Origin of the sequence: Candidatus Amarolinea dominans (assembly GCF_016704685.1) — a bacterium.
In the GTDB taxonomy this organism is placed as follows: Bacteria; Chloroflexota; Anaerolineae; order SSC4; family Amarolineaceae; genus Amarolinea; species Amarolinea dominans.
Genome location: NZ_JADIZS010000050.1, coordinates 1 through 14,861, shown reverse-complemented (window position 1 = coordinate 14,861; position 14,861 = coordinate 1). Strand labels below are relative to the sequence as shown.

At 61.8% G+C, this 14,861-nt stretch carries 15 protein-coding genes; 9 read left to right on the top strand and 6 right to left on the bottom strand.

Translation table 11 applies throughout. The features are described from left to right. Positions 1–4: 4 nt before the first annotated feature. From IPF85_RS22540 to IPF85_RS22525, 4 genes are all read right to left on the bottom strand, one after another. Positions 5–436, bottom strand: a complete 432-nt coding sequence (locus tag IPF85_RS22540) for a hypothetical protein (RefSeq protein WP_343410302.1) — start codon at positions 434–436, stop codon at positions 5–7. Continuing rightward, on the bottom strand, positions 433–999 hold the full coding sequence (locus IPF85_RS22535) for a hypothetical protein (RefSeq protein WP_343410301.1): 567 nt from the start codon (positions 997–999) through the stop codon (positions 433–435). The genes IPF85_RS22540 and IPF85_RS22535 overlap by 4 nt, the downstream gene beginning before the upstream one ends. A gap of 196 nt (positions 1,000–1,195) precedes the next feature. Continuing rightward, complete coding sequence (locus tag IPF85_RS22530; protein ID WP_343410300.1) at positions 1,196–1,573, bottom strand: hypothetical protein; 378 nt, start codon at positions 1,571–1,573, stop codon at positions 1,196–1,198. Then, complete coding sequence (locus IPF85_RS22525; RefSeq protein ID WP_343410299.1) at positions 1,570–2,106, bottom strand: DUF4405 domain-containing protein; 537 nt, start codon at positions 2,104–2,106, stop codon at positions 1,570–1,572. The genes IPF85_RS22530 and IPF85_RS22525 overlap by 4 nt, the downstream gene beginning before the upstream one ends. A gap of 433 nt (positions 2,107–2,539) precedes the next feature. On the opposite strand from IPF85_RS22525, the gene alaS reads away from it, so the two are divergent. The 9 genes from alaS to IPF85_RS22480 all read left to right on the top strand — a co-directional run bounded on the left by alaS (position 2,540) and on the right by IPF85_RS22480 (position 12,519). Next, the gene (gene alaS, locus IPF85_RS22520; RefSeq protein ID WP_343410298.1) at positions 2,540–5,224 is read left to right on the top strand and encodes an alanine--tRNA ligase; all 2,685 of its coding nucleotides are present in this window, start codon (positions 2,540–2,542) and stop codon (positions 5,222–5,224) included. A 10-nt stretch (positions 5,225–5,234) separates the two neighbouring features. Next, positions 5,235–6,827: a baseplate J/gp47 family protein gene (locus IPF85_RS22515; RefSeq protein WP_343410297.1), complete on the top strand. Its 1,593-nt coding sequence runs from the start codon at positions 5,235–5,237 to the stop codon at positions 6,825–6,827. Positions 6,828–6,837: 10 nt separating this feature from the next. Next, the gene (ruvX, locus tag IPF85_RS22510) at positions 6,838–7,302 is read left to right on the top strand and encodes a Holliday junction resolvase RuvX (RefSeq protein WP_343410296.1); all 465 of its coding nucleotides are present in this window, start codon (positions 6,838–6,840) and stop codon (positions 7,300–7,302) included. Further along, a complete protein-coding gene (gene mltG / locus IPF85_RS22505; protein WP_343410295.1) occupies positions 7,286–8,602 on the top strand; it encodes an endolytic transglycosylase MltG in 1,317 nt (438 codons plus the stop codon). Before ruvX ends, mltG begins: the two co-directional genes overlap by 17 nt. A gap of 64 nt (positions 8,603–8,666) precedes the next feature. Next, complete coding sequence (locus IPF85_RS22500; RefSeq protein ID WP_343410294.1) at positions 8,667–9,602, top strand: ABC transporter substrate-binding protein; 936 nt, start codon at positions 8,667–8,669, stop codon at positions 9,600–9,602. Between the two features lie 103 nt (positions 9,603–9,705). Continuing rightward, entirely contained in the window at positions 9,706–10,911 is a 1,206-nt protein-coding gene (locus IPF85_RS22495) for a glycosyltransferase family 4 protein (RefSeq protein ID WP_343410293.1), read from the top strand. Positions 10,912–10,926: 15 nt separating this feature from the next. After that, positions 10,927–11,685 (top strand): ParA family protein, encoded by a 759-nt coding sequence (locus IPF85_RS22490; protein ID WP_343410292.1) that lies wholly within the window; start codon positions 10,927–10,929, stop codon positions 11,683–11,685. Between the two features lie 52 nt (positions 11,686–11,737). Beyond that, positions 11,738–12,253, top strand: coding sequence for an AAA family ATPase (locus IPF85_RS22485; protein WP_343410291.1), 516 nt, complete (start codon positions 11,738–11,740; stop codon positions 12,251–12,253). An 8-nt stretch (positions 12,254–12,261) separates the two neighbouring features. Further along, a complete protein-coding gene (locus IPF85_RS22480; RefSeq protein WP_343410290.1) occupies positions 12,262–12,519 on the top strand; it encodes a hypothetical protein in 258 nt (85 codons plus the stop codon). A gap of 52 nt (positions 12,520–12,571) precedes the next feature. Here IPF85_RS22480 and IPF85_RS22475 read toward each other — a convergent pair whose 3' ends face one another. After that, a complete protein-coding gene (locus IPF85_RS22475) occupies positions 12,572–13,885 on the bottom strand; it encodes a thymidine phosphorylase (RefSeq protein ID WP_343410289.1) in 1,314 nt (437 codons plus the stop codon). A gap of 427 nt (positions 13,886–14,312) precedes the next feature. Then, positions 14,313–14,861, bottom strand: a 549-nt coding sequence (locus tag IPF85_RS22470; protein WP_343410288.1) for an HNH endonuclease family protein, incomplete at its 5' end; no start/stop codon positions are given.

The window sequence follows — 14,861 nt, the reverse complement described above, 5'->3', positions numbered from 1 at the left end:
CGACTCATTTGTGCTCCAGAGCCGGATGGTAGTAGGTGGCCGCGACGGCCAGGACAGCCGCCAGGGCCAACATGCCCGGCGCCAACAGGGGATTGGCGCCGCCCAACGCTTCGCTGATGATCTTAGCGGTGGTGGCGTTGGGGGTCACTTCCAGCAGCAGCCCGATATTGCCTTCGATGTGCTCGTAGACGCCCAGCAGACTCCCCAACGCGACCGGAATCATGCCAATCCGTAGCCCCAGGAGCACCCGGCGTTCGGGGCGCCGCCATGCCAGGCCCACGGCGATCAGGCCAACGGCGCACAGCACGAACGGCAGCAGTTGAATCCCCTCGGTGTGACCGATGAAGACCAGTTCAACCACCGTTGCCGCCAGCAGCAGCCCTGAAAGCAGCAGAAGGAGGCGCCGCAGGCGGGCCAGGGTGGCGTCGGCGCTCATGGCGTGCTCAGATACGCGCCGGCCGCGGCCAGTTCTGTCTCAGAGACATAGCCGGCCAGTTTAGCCAGAAAGGCCTCATTGGACGCAAAGGGTCGGGCCGCCATCAGCGCCGCCGCCTCGGTGGCGTCGAGGCCCGCAATCTGCTGCAGCGTCGCCGCGTCCGCGCTGTTGACGGCAATCGGCACGTAGACGTACTGCTCGTAGGCCGCAATCTGATCGGCGCTGATATACTTGCCCAATTCCTGCCGAAATTGCAGGATGCTGGCATAGGGCCGGTATTCCAGGAATTCGCGTACCATGCGGCTGCCCATATTGGGGACACCGGCCAGGAATTCGTCGCCTGACGCGGTGTTGAGATTGAGCTTGGCAGTCTGCGGCGCGGTCGTGGCCGCAGGCGCGGTCGTGGCCGCAGGCGCGGTCGTGGCCGCAGGCGCGGTCGTGGCCGCAGGCGCGGTCGTGGCCGCGGGTGCATTGGTTGCACTCGAACCGCAGCCAGCGAGTGATAGGGCCAGCAGCGTCGTCACGGCGGCCAAAATCCAGAAACGAGATACCATCTTCTTCATGTTCTTACCTTTTCGTATGATTCGACCAATTAACCGTGTAACGCAGGCCGGCTATGATTCCGCCACACGGCGCGAGACGCTTTTCTGTAGGTCCGACCTCCTGGTCGGACGACGTTGGCCGCGAGAAGCAAGCCCCGCGGCAGAGAGCGTCGTCACGCCGGAGGCGTGACCTACGGTCTCAATGCAAGCCGGAGGCTTATGTTGCGGCGGCGTTTCGGCGGCGCAACCGGCGCAGGAGATAGGCGCCGGGCACAACGATGAGCACGACGAGCGCCATCAGGACGAAGTTCTTTGCCACCTCAGTCAGGCCGAAGAGGCTGCCTGCCTGGCTGCCATGTTCTCCACGGCCTTCACGGAACCCGTCGCGGCCGGCTCGTAAACCCGCGTCGCCGCCGGGGAAGCGCTGCGCGTCGGGGAACGGCATGCCCAGGTCGGCGCCGCGCTCGAAGCCGTCGCGGCCAGGGAGATCGCCGCGCAGGCCAGCGGCCATACTGGAGGATGAGAAGGCGAGCAGCCCGGCGGTTACTACGAGTGCGGCCAACAAAATGATGAGGGTGCGGCCCACGATTTTCATGACTGAGGCTCCTTTTGCGCTTGCGCTGGCGTCAGATTCAGGGCCGTGCGGCCGGGGCGCGAGAAGGGCGGCGTCACGACAAGGCGCTTCAGCGTCTTGACGATCCATGACCAGTGCAGCGCCACATGCAGGCCGATCAGAAGGACGGCCGCATCTGAGGTGGTGCGATGGATCCATAACCACATGCCGTCACGCGGGAAGCGCAGGCCAAACAGGGGCAGCGCCACCTCAGAGATCAGCAGGCCGGTGACAATGATGATCGTGACATCAATGAAGAGCAGCGCGTTGAGCACGTAGTTCAAACGCGCCTGACCCTGCACCTTGCTGAAGAACCGCTTGCTGATGCCCACAATCCATGACCAGTGTAGCAGCAGGTGGGTGATAATGGCAGCTCCGAAGGCAATGCCCAGCCATTCATGGATGGCCAGCCCGCTAAAGCGCGGGGCGGTGGCCACCAGGAAACCGATGAAGATCGCGCTGTCCACGATCAGATCGGTTACCGTGCGCTTGACATATTTGTTTGCTTGATTCATGTTTCTCTATCTCTCTCATCAAGTCGGTTCGGGGGCGTGCGGCGCAGCGTTCCGCGCCACGCTCATGATGATAGCAGCAAACCTTTCAGAGATTGTTAAGATGCAATGGGCGGAATATGAGGATTGTTTTTGACAACCGTCGCGGCTGATGTTACAATCAAGGCCAATCAATCAATGTCTGTGATGGAGATGAGCGGGTCAGGCCCTGACCACAGCGAATCGGTGATGGTGTAAGACCGGTGTTTTCCTGAACTGCCAGCCCCTCCGGAGACGCAATCGCCAAAACGGCCGCTGCCGTGAGTAATGATCGCCGGATGCCCACCGTTAGCGGGGCCTGGAGTGGAGCGCGCAGGCGCTCAATCAAGGTGGTACCACGGGTCAATGTGCTCGTCCTTAGCAGGGCGAGCCTTTTTGTTTACAGGGAGTGCTGAAGATGATGACAAGTTCTGAGATCAGGCAAAAATATATTGATTTCTTCGTCGAAAACGGCCATACACTGGTCCCCAGCTCCTCCCTGGCGCCGATGGGCGATCCCACGCTGCTCTTTACCAATGCCGGCATGGTGCAGTTCAAAGACACCTTCCTGGGCACAGAGAAGCGGCCCTACCGCCGCGCGGTCACCGCGCAGAAGTGCATGCGCGTTTCCGGCAAACATAACGACCTGGAGAACGTCGGTCCATCGCCGCGCCACCATACGTTTTTCGAAATGCTGGGCAATTTCTCCTTTGGTGACTATTTCAAGAAGGATGCCATTGCCTTTGCCTGGCGCTTCCTGGTCACGGAGCTGGGGCTGGATGTCAACCGTCTCTGGTTCACCGTCTATCGCACCGACGATGAAGCGGCGCAGTTGTGGGTGGAGACCGGCGCGGCGCCTGAGCGTGTGCTGCGCTTCGATGAAAAGGACAACTTCTGGTCCATGGGCGATATCGGCCCTTGCGGCCCTTGCTCCGAAATTCACTACTACCTGGGCGACCTGGCGCAGCAGACGAGCGCGGGCGTCAACGTTGCCGATGACTACATTGAAATCTGGAACCTGGTCTTCATGCAGTACAATCGTGACAGCCAGGGCACGCTGACCCCGCTGCCGCGGCCGAGCGTGGACACCGGCATGGGCTTCGAGCGCCTGTGCCTGGTGTTGCAGGGCAAGCAGAATACGTATGACACCGATCTGTTCCAGCCGATCTTCGACCATGTGCAAGCGGCGCTGCATCACAGTGCGGAGCAACGCGCGGAAAAATACATCAGCTACCGCGTGATTGCCGATCACAGTCGGGCGATGGCCTTCCTGGTGGGCGACGGTGTGTTGCCGGGCAACGCGGGGCGTAGTTATGTCCTGCGTATGCTGTTGCGTCGCGCGGCGCGCTTTGGCGTCAAGCTCGGCTTTCAACAGCCTTTCCTGGCTGAGACGGTGGATGCGCTGATTCGAACGATGGGCCCGTATTATCGTGAGCTGCAGGAGCGGCGCGATTTCATCCTGCGCACGGTGCGCCTGGAGGAAGAACGCTTCCGCCGCACGCTGACCACGGGTGAAGAGTTGCTGCAGGAGATCATGGCGCGGCCCGAGGTTGCGGCCAGTCGTTTGATTCCTGGCGTCGAAGCCTTCAAACTGTATGACACCTACGGCTTCCCGCTTGACCTGACGCGCGACGCGGCCAAAGAGGCGGGGTTCACCGTGGACGAGCAGGGCTTCCAGCAGGCGATGCGCCAGCAAAAGGAACGTGCGCGCAGCGTGGCGCGTTTTGCCGCGGCCGATAATGCCTCGCTACGGGGTTACGTTGACACGCTGGAACGCTTGCGCGACGAGGGCGTCCTGGACAGTCAGGGCGTGGAGCATTTGTATTATGAAACGACGCGCGTGCCGACCAGCGTCGCGGCCTTGTTCGTAAACGGGCAGGCCGTGAACGGTGCGCCGACCGGCGCAAGCGTCGAGGTCGTGGCGCCCGCCACCCCGTTCTACGTCGAGCAGGGCGGCCAGGTCAGCGACACCGGCTGGATTCGTGCGGACGACGGCGCCTGGGAGATGCAGGTGAACGATGTGCGGCGCCCGGTGCCCGGCCTGACTGTGCATGTTGGGCAAGTGCTGCGCGGCGAGATCAAGGTGGGAGCGAGTGCGTTGGTCAGCATTGATGAAGAGCGCCGCCTGGATATTATGCGCAATCACACGGCGACGCACCTGCTGCATGCGGCGCTGCGCCAGGTGTTGGGCGCGCATGTCCATCAGGCCGGCTCGCTGGTGGCGCCCGACCGTCTGCGTTTCGACTTTACGCACGGCGGGGGGCTGAGCGAAGACGAGCGCCTGCGCATCGAGCAGGGGGTCAACGACGCGATTTTGATGAATTACCCTGTCACAGCCACGGTGACGACGTATAAGGCTGCGGTGGCCGCGGGGGCGATGGCGCTGTTTGGCGAAAAGTACGGCGATGAGGTGCGCATGATCCGCATTGGCCAGGCGCCGGATGAGGCTGTGAGCAAGGAACTGTGCGGCGGCACGCACCTGCTGGAGACGGGCATCATCGGACTCTTTACGATTTTGGCGGAGGGCAGCATCGGCTCCGGCATTCGGCGCATCGAGGCGCTGACTGGCCGCGGCAGCCAGCGGTATGCGCAGCAGCGGATGATGGCGTTACGTCGCACGGCCGGCCTTCTGGGCGCCAGCGAAGACGGGGTGGAGGCCAAAGCGGCCGATGTGCAGCAGACCATGCAGGATTTGCAGCGCGAGGTGGCGCGTCTGCGCCAGCAGATTGCGAAGCGCGACATCGAGCAAATTCTCGCGCAGGCGACCACCGTCAACGGCGCGGCCGTCGTCGCGGCGCAGGTTGACGCGTCTGATGTGGAGACGCTGCGCCAGATGAGCGATTGGCTGCGTGACCGCCTCGGCTCATCGGTCGTTGTACTTGGCGCTACTTTCGCCGGCCGGCCGAATCTGATTGCCGCGGTGACGCCTGATCTGACCGCGCGCGGCGTGGACGCGGGGCAGATCATCCGTGCGATTGCGCCGGCGATCGGCGGCGGAGGCGGCGGACGCCCGACCCTGGCCCAGGCCGGCGGCAAGGATGCGAGTAAACTGCCTGACGCGCTGGCGTTGGTGCTGCCCTGGGTAGAATCCAAGTTGAGCTGATCAATCGAGCATGGACCATACAATTTCTGTTTTGCCTGAAGACACGACCCAGGTGCTGCAACAGCGTCTGGCAGCCGTACATGGCGGGCGCGTGGCCCTGGTGCTGGCGGACGGCGCCCACCAACTGGCGCATACGGTGCGCCTCGACTTGCTGATCCGCCAGGCCCAGCGTCAGGGTATCGAGCTGGCGTTGGTGACGCGGCATCTGCCCACGCAAGACGCGGGCCGGGCCGGTGGGCTGGCGGTGTTCAACCGGTTGGAACAGGCGACGGCCGCGGCCACGTGGTCGCGACCGCGCGTGCGGCTGGTTACGGCCACGCGTGACCAGGCCGTCATGCCTGCTCGCTCCGTTGCGCGACGCTGGTTGGCCTGGCGCCAGAAACGAAGCACTGCGCGCGGCCGCAACCGCCAAATTATGGCAATCAGCGCCCGCGGTAACGGGTCCGCTTGGGGGCAAGCCGTGGCCTTACTCCTTGTGCTCGCCCTATTGGGTGGCGCGGTGATTGGCACGGTGCTCCTGACCGTGCCGGTCGCTACGGTCACGGTGACTCCCTCGCGGCAGTCGGTGATTGCAAGCATCAATGTGCGCGCCAGCGCGGCCACGGACGAGTTGGATGTGACGAAGAACCTGGTGCCGGCGCGGCGTATCGAGGTGCTGGTGGAGGAGACGCGCAAGGCCGCGACGACGGGCAAGCGCGATGTGCCGGAAAAGGCGGCGTCCGGGACGGTGACTTTTGTCAACCTGCGCAGCCAGGAGGTTGTGGTGCCGGCCGGCACGATCGTGCGCACGTCATCCGGCAGCAATACCCGCTTCAGGACCCTGGGCGATGTGAGGGTGGGGGGAGCGGTGGGTGCGCAGGCCAGCACGACGGTGGAGGCGCTGGATCTGGGGCCGGCTGGCAATGTGGCTGCCGGCACGATCAGCCGCATTGACGGCGGTTTGGGGCTGAGCCTGCGGGTGATCAACCAGCAAGGATTGGGCGGCGGGACGGTGCGGCAGGGCGGGGTGGTGACGCAGGCGGACAAAGAGCGCCTGCGGGTGACGTTGCAGCAGCAGTTGGAGCAGAAGGCTTACCAGCGCCTGAGCGAGGAGTTGAACGAAGGGGAGTTTGTGCCGCCGGAATCGGTGGAGACCTTTGTGATGTCGCTGGTGTTCGATTCGTTTACGGATGAGGCAAAGGACAGCCTGGGAGTCACGATGCGCCTGCTCGCGCGGGCGATTGCGGTGAACGATGAGGGAGGCAAGAGTCTGGCCCTACGTGCGCTGCAAGGGCAGATGACGCCCGGCAGCCAACTGTTGGCAGACTCGATTCAGTACAATACGGACAATTTCACCGTTTTGGAAGAAAACACGCTCAAGGTCGTGACATTCAACGTGACGGTTTCGGGTGTGGCGGTGGCAGATGTGGACCAGGCGCGCCTACGCGCGGCGGTGGCCGGGTTGACGCCAGATGCCGCGACCGAACTCCTGATGCGAGAGTGGAAGTTGGATGGGGCGCCGCACATTGAGATCGAGCCAAACTGGTTGGGGCGCCTGCCGGTGATTCCCTTCCGCGTCCATGTGAAGGTGGATTACTCGCGCGCGCTGGCGAGCAATCGGTAGAGGAGTGGTGATGACGGCAAGCGAAGCGCCCGCGCTCGCGTTGGTTGACACGCTGCCGCGGGGGCGGCTGATGGCCCTGGATGTGGGCGACCGCCGCGTCGGGGTGGCGGTGTGCGATGATTTGGGCTTGCTGGTGCGGCCGCTGACGGTCTTTGAGCGCGGGGCGCGCGTGGCGGATCAGGCGCGTGTCAAGCGGCTGCTGCAAGAACAGAGGGCGGTTGGGCTTGTGGTGGGTTATCCGCTGAACGATGACGAGACCGCGGGACCGCAGGCGCAGCAGACGGCACGCTATGCGCAGCGACTGGCCGCGGTGCTGCCGGTGCCGGTGATGCTTTGGGATGAGCGCTTGTCAACCTTCGAGGCGGAGGAACGGCTGGCCGTTATGGGCCGGCGCGGCCGCAGAGCAGTGGGAGTGGATGCTGTGGCGGCTGCGGTTATTTTAGAGAGCTATCTGAACCATGTCAAACCAAGATAATTTGCGGCGCCGGCAGGCGGCGCGACGCCAACGTCAATTAGCCGAATTGCAGGCCCATCGTCGCGGGGACTGGCGCTATTATCTGCGTCAGACGCTCAACGGGGGTAATGCCCTGCGCCTGCTCGGCTTTGCCGGCGTCGTTGTTGCCCTGGTGTTCATCGGTCAGACGATCGTGGCGCACCTGCGCGACCAAATGCATGCCGAGGTGGCCACGGCGAATGCGCAATTTATCGAGGCGGACGGCCAGAATCTGGGCGATGCGCTGAGTCTCGACAATCTGGAGAATACGCTGATTGGCTTCTATTTGCGCGTTCGTCAGGCGGAACTGGAGCGCGCCGTAGATTCCGAGGCGACGGCGCTGGAGCCTTTCACGGTGACTTCGGGTGAGTCGGCGACGATGGTTGCCGACCGGCTGCTGCAGGCCGGTTTCATTGCGGATGATGGGCTGTTTCGTTTGTATATGCGCTACAACGGTATTGACCTGAGCCTGGAAGCGGGCGATTTTCTGCTGGCGCGCTCGATGACGATGCCGGAGATTGCCGAGGCGTTGCAGAAGGCGCGCTTCATCGAGGTGAGTGTGACTATTCCGGAGGGGCTGCGCGCCGAGGAGGTGGCGGACCTGCTGACGGAGCAGAACATCATGGATGGCGCAGCCTTTCTGGCCGCGGTGCGCACAACCGATCTGAAGCTGATGGGTCTGACGAAGACGTACCCTTTCCTGGCAAACCGGCCGCCTGGCGCGTCGTTGGAGGGCTTTCTGTTTCCCGACACGTATCGTTTACCCGCGCGGGCAAAGCCGGCGGACTTGATTGGGCGCATGCTGGATAATTTTGCAGAAAAGGTGACGCCGGAGTTGATCGCGCAGGGGCAAGCAAGGGGACAGACGCTGCACGAGCTGTTGACGGTGGCGGCGATTGTGGAACGCGAGACGCCGCGCCTGGACGAGCGGCCGATCGTGGCGAGCGTCTATCTCAACCGCGTCGCGAAGGGTATGTTACTGAACGCCGATCCCACCGTGCAGTATGCGATGGGATATCAGCCGGCGACTGGTCAATGGTGGAAGTCGCCGGTGCTGCTGGAGGAGTACCAGACGGTGCAGTCGCCCTACAACACGTACCTGTATCCTGGCTTGCCGCCCGGCCCCATTTGCAGCCCGGGCATCACGGCCATCGAGTCGGTGGTTGCGCCGGCCACGACAGACTATCTCTATTTTGTGGCCACTGGCGACGGCGGGCATGTGTTTGCGGTGACGGCGGAGGAGCACGCTGCGAATGTCAGGGCCTATGAGAATCGCAAATAGGGATTCGATTTGCGCTCTCTTGTGCCTGGTGCTGTTGGCAAGCTGCACGAGCACGCGCCCCACGTTGAAGATTGGGCTTATCGCGCCCTTCGAGGGGGTCCACCGCTCGCTGGGCTATGAGATTTTGGGCGCGGTGAGGTTGGCGGTGCAGCAGCAGAACGCGGCCGGCGGCGTGGCGGGTTATGGCATCGAGCTGGCGGCGCTGAATGATGACGGTGTGCCCGCGACGGCTGCGCGTCAGGTGGCCGCGCTGGCGGCTGATCCGGGAGTGGTGGCGATCATCGGGCCGTGGCAGATGGAAACGGCGCAGGCGGCCGCGCCAGCGCTGCAAGCCGCCGGCCTGGCCGCTATCATTCCTGCCCCCTTGCCGGACGCGGACCTGGCGCTGGCGCCGAACGCGTATCGGCTGTTCGCAGGGGATGACGCGCTGGCGCAAGCACTGCTGACTGCGATTCCGACGGGTGCTCGTCTGGAGACCAGGGGCGCGGCTGTGGCCTGGTCGTCTCGCCTGACGATCCTGCTCCCTACGCCTGACCCCGCGGCTACGACCGTGATCGTCTTGACGGGCGATGCTGAAGACGTGGCCCGTCAGTTGACAATTTCCCCCTGCGTGGGTACTATGACGTCCTGTCTTGCGGGGCCGTCCGCGGGAGAACCCCTGGTCACGGCCCGCACCGGCGACGCCGCGAACGGCCTGCTGTGGGTGACATCGCTGACGCGGCCTGCCTGTGACGGACAAGCGGCTGATTTTTGCCAGGCCTATCAAACGGCTACAGGCGCCGCCCCCGGCGCTTACGCTGCCCTGGCGTACGACGCTGCCGCCGTGCTGTTCGCTGCCATCGAGGCCAGCGCACAGCCGCAGCGGGTTGATGTCCTGGCCACCCTGGGCAGCATCGTCCGTCAAGGCGTCTCAGGGATAATTCGCTTTAGCGCCCAGCGCTCCTGGGAAGCGGCGCCTGCCCGGTTGTACCGTGGGGGGGACCTCCTGGAGTTCCCGTGAAGGCGCCCCTCTGCAGGGGGGCGCGATCTATTGGCCGTCAGGTCGCGGCGTCAGTTTGCTCAATGATGAGTGTTTGTGGGGGAGATGGGAGGTGTAATTGGCCATGCGTGTATTGGTGATCTCATGGGAGTATCCGCCGCATCTGCAAGGGGGCCTTGGCCGACATGTCTCGGAGTTGCTGCCCGCCTTATGCCGGCATCCAGACATGGTCATTCACGTGGTGACGCCGCAGCACAGCGGGGGTGAAGCGTATGAAGCGCATGGGAATTTGATCGTTCATCGCGTGAATACTTCACTGCTGACCCGTGATCATGCCGCGGGAGGCGAGACGACTTTCTTCGAAAACGTCTTGCACGTGAACAAGAGCCTGGAGCAGTTCATCGAGCTGATTTGGCAGCAGGTGGGAGGATTCGATCTGATCCACGCGCACGATTGGCTGGTCAGTTTTGCGGCCTCGGCGGTGCATCGTACCTATGATGTGCCGCTGATCGTGACATTTCATGCCACCGAGCGTGGTCGCAACCGCGGTTGGCTGTCGAGCACCCTGTCGCAGCAGATCCATGATGCGGAGCTGGGGCTGACGCAGACGGCGACCCGCCTGATCACCGTCAGCAATTACATGCGCAACGAGGTGCAGTCCTTTTTTGGCGTAAATCCTGACAAGGTTCGTGTCATTCCGAATGGTGTGAACACAACACCTTTTGATGAGCAACGCGGCCGCGATCATCGTCTGGAGCGTCAGCGTTACGCTCTGCCTGAGGAGCCGATCGTTTTTCACATCGGCCGCCTGGTGCATGAAAAGGGTGTGCGGGTCTTGGTGGAGGCGATCCCGTTCATCCTGAATGCGTTTCCAGAGGCCCGGTTTGTCATTGCCGGACGCGGGCCGCTGCTGGAGACGCTGCAACAACGGGTGGCGGCATTGCAAATCAGCCACAAGGTGTACTTTCCTGGTTTTGTGAGCGATGATGAAGCGGTAGGCCTGTTTTGCATCGCGGATGTGGCGGTCTTTCCTTCGCTGTATGAGCCATTCGGCGTGGTGGCGCTGGAGGCGATGGCGGCGCACACTCCACTGGTGGTGACGAGTGTGGGCGGGCTGGCCGAGGTTGCGGAACATGACAAGACCGCAGTCACTGTCTTTCCTGACGATGCCGGCTCGCTGGCCTGGGGCATCAGCAAGGTGCTGCGTGAACCAGAAACTGCCCGTGTACGCGCTGACGACGCGTACCGCATGGTGCGGGAGATTTACTCCTGGGATGTGATCGCCGGGTCAACCCTGGCGGTCTATCAGGAAGTTGTGCCTGGGGCGTAGTTTACAGGAAATCGTATGCGTAAAATTGCCATTCTGGGACTAAAGGGCGGTATCGGCAAGACAACGACCTGTGTCAATTTGGGGGCTGCGCTGGCGCAGCGCGGGCAGCGGGTGCTGCTGATTGACACCGACACGCAGGCCAATGTCTCCCTGGCCCTGGGCATCATGGACGTGAAAAAGTCGTTGGCCGATGTTCTCATGCGCAAGGTGACGGCCGCCGAGTGCGTGTTGTCTGCGCGACCGAACCTTGACCTGATTCCAAGCGATCTCAGCCTGTTCAAGGCGCAGCAGCGCATGGTGCTTGAGGTGGCGCGCGAGGAGATTTTCAACGAGCTGTTCAGCGAACTGACCGCCTACGACTATCACATTTTGGATTGTGCGCCCTCTGCCTCGCTGATGACCATCAACGCCGTGGCGTACGTGGACGAGGTAATCATTCCGGTCTCGATGGAGATGTTGGCGCTGGCCGGGGCGCGGCAGTTTCTGACCTATCTGCGCACTATCAGTCGCCTGCTCGGCCGCGGCGCGGCCATTCGCCTCATCGTTCCTACTTTTTTCGATGCTCGCCGCCGCGTCAGCGCGGAGGTCATGACTGCGCTGAAGGCTGATTTTGGCGACAAGGTCACGCACCCGATTCGCGTTGACACCTCGCTCTCGGAGGCGCCCGGTAAGGGTAAGACGATTTTTGAGTACGCGCCGCGCAGCCGGGGCGCGGCCGATTATGCCCAACTGGCTGATGTGGTCGAGCAACTGCCGCCTCTGACGCGTGCGTGAAGGTATTGCTTGGTGCAGTTCGGTAATCAAGAATCAAAATCGGAGAGAACGTATGGCTCGAACAATTGCGATTGCCAACCAGAAAGGCGGGGTCGGTAAGACGACCACGGTTATCAACCTGGGCGTTGCACTGGCGCGCCTGAAGAAAAAGGTGCTGTTGATTGATATGGATCCGCAGGGGTCACTGGCCGCAGGGCTGGGGCTGGAACCTGACAGCCTGGACATGACGATCTACAATGCCTTGCTGACGCCGGAGATGCCGATCAGTCGGGTGATTCGCCCCTACCAGGCTTATATTGACCTGATACCGGCAAACATTGATCTGGCGTCCGCAGAGATTGAGTTGGTTGCAGAGATTCGGCGGGAGTTGATTCTGCGCCGCATTTTGGAACCGCTTGGATCGTGGTACGATTTCATTCTGATTGACTGCCCGCCGAGCCTGGGACTGCTGACAGCCAACTCGTTGTGCGCCAGTCAAGAGGTGTTGATTCCGTTGCAGTGCGAGTACTTCGCGATGCGTGGTATTCGGCTGCTGCTGAGCACGATTGACAAGATCAAGGCGGGCTGAATCCCGAATTGCGCATTCTGGGTATCCTGCCAACGATGTATGCAACGGGCACGATTCACGCGCGTGAGGTGGTTGAGGAAATGCGCGCGGTGTTTGGCGAGCAGATCTTCGACATTGTCATTCAGAAAAGCATTCGCTTTCCTGAAGCGACCGTCGCCAACCAGGCCATGCTGGATTACGCGTCGAAACACCAGGGAACCCGGGCCTACCAGCTCCTGGCCCAGCGCATCGTCGGCAGCGAACCCGAAACCACTCCAGACGCGTAGGGAGGCCGTGGATCATCGTGCATGCGCAGCCCGCGCCAATCGCGGGTCGGCATCAACCGCGGATGATCTTGTGAACCAGCGGCGGTGCGGAGACTGGCTCAGCCTGGATGTGAATGGCGGCAACCAGGCGTTCCTGTGCCGCGGTTAGCGCCGCCGTCGTCTGCGCATGAACCAGGGCCAGCGGCTGCCCGGCCTCCACCCAATCGCCCAGGCGCGCGGCGAAGATCAGGCCCACGGCCGGGTCAATGGAATCGCCCTTCTTGGCGCGTCCGCCGCCCAGGTCAACCACCGTCAGACCCACCTCTTCCGTGTTGATGGCTGCGACGTAGCCGGCGGTCGGCGCCATGCAGGGAGCCACGATCGCCGCCTGCGCCAGGCGCGACGGATCATCCACTGTGGCTACATCACCCCCTTGTGCGCTAACAAACTCACGGAATTTCTGCCAGGCTGCGCCGCTGTGCAACGCGGCTTCCAGGCGGGCGCGTTCGCCGCCCGCTTCTCGTCCATATCCCGCATCAGCCAGGCGCACCATCTCCGCGGACACCGTCAGCACCAGGTCGGTAAAATCGGCCGGCCCCGCGCCGTGCAGGGTGGCGATCGCTTCTTTGACCTCCAGCGCATTCCCCACGGCGCGGCCCAATGGCTGACTCATGTCACTGATGACTGCGCTCATGTGGCGTCCCAGTTCCTGGCCGATCTGCACCATGAGGGAGGCCAGCGCCTCGGCGTCGGCCAGCGTCTTCATGAACGCGCCGCTGCCGGTCTTGACATCGAGCACGATGGCATCCGCGCCGCTGGCAATCTTTTTTGACATAATAGAACTGGCGATGAGGGGCAGCGCGGGCACCGTGCCGGTCACATCGCGCAGCGCGTAGAGCTTGCCATCCGCGGGGGCCAGGTCGTGCGTCTGCCCGGCGATGACCATGCCAATGTCGGCGAGTTGGCGCTTGAAGGCATCCAGCGTCAGGCCGGCGCGCCAGCCTGGGATGGACTCCAACTTATCGAGGGTGCCGCCGGAAAAGGACAGGCCGCGGCCGGACATCTTGCCGACCGGGATGCCCAGGCTGGCGACGAGCGGGCCGACCACCAGGCTCGTCTTGTCGCCCACACCGCCGGAGGAGTGCTTGTCCACCACAAACGGCGCCACGTCGTGAATGTCGAGCGTTTGGCCGGAGAAGGCCATGGCCTGAGTCAGCCAGGCCGTTTCGCGCGGGGTCATTCCCCGCCAGTAGACCGCCATGGCCCACGCCGCGGCCTGGTAATCGGGGATGTCGCCGGCCGTATAGCCCTGGATGAAAAACTGCAGCTCTTCCGCGCTCAGCTCATGCCCGTCGCGCTTGTGTACAATGATGTCAGTTGCTCGCATGGTGTCTTCCTCTCATCTTTGAGATCAGTGCCTGCCAAGATTCACGCACGATGACGCAATCGCCGAAATTTCTCTCCATCCCAAGCAGTTTGGGACTTGAAATTCGTCGCTGTTTCCAGTATAATAGAGTCAATCCGTTTTAACGGAGCTGGATCGCCCGCAGGGGCGAGCATAGAGGAGCCTCGCAAGAGGCTCTTTTATTTTTTGGGATAGATGACAATGCCATAGCCGATACCGTTCCAACGGATCAAACGGACGATTGCCGTACGGATTCTCTTTGCGTTGGTCAGTTTGCATCATTCTTTCCTGTGCATCGCTCGTGGCTACTCAGCTTCTGCACGAAAAACAATACGCCCGCAAATGTCTTGGGCATACTGGAGACTGCGGGCTTGGATGGTTTTGTGTTTGTCGGGTTTGAGCATGACTTTTACTCATTATCAAACTGAAAGAGTTTCACCAACATCTCCACCATAACTTTATTCCGCGCTTCAATATGTGCTTCTTTCCACTCGTCTGTGTTGGCCAGAGTAAGTTGTTCACCATTCAACTCAAACTCTATCTTATTCAAGGCCAAACCATTTCTATAACCAATGTAGATTTGCGTCCCAAAAACATTGGCGACAGATTTGGCTTGCTTCTTGGCAAAGGATTGGTTCGACAATTTGGAGTTGTAACCACTCAGTGTAAGATTGCCTAGACTATGCACACATTCACCCTGAATCTTCTCCGCTGCCTTTTTGCTTCCATTGGCAATCATCTCTACCCATTCGGATGGAATGTTTTTTCCTTGCGGGATAATATGCTCGACAGTCCAGACATACAACCCTTTTTCGTTGCGCTGCCACAGGTTTGGGTCATATTCTCTGGTATGACTGGTTTCATCCAGTTTGGCAAGGGCATATCTTGCCATGTATTCGTTGTTATCGAAAAAGTTATCCCCTAGTATTTGTTTGAGCTTTTCAAGCGCAGCAGGTTG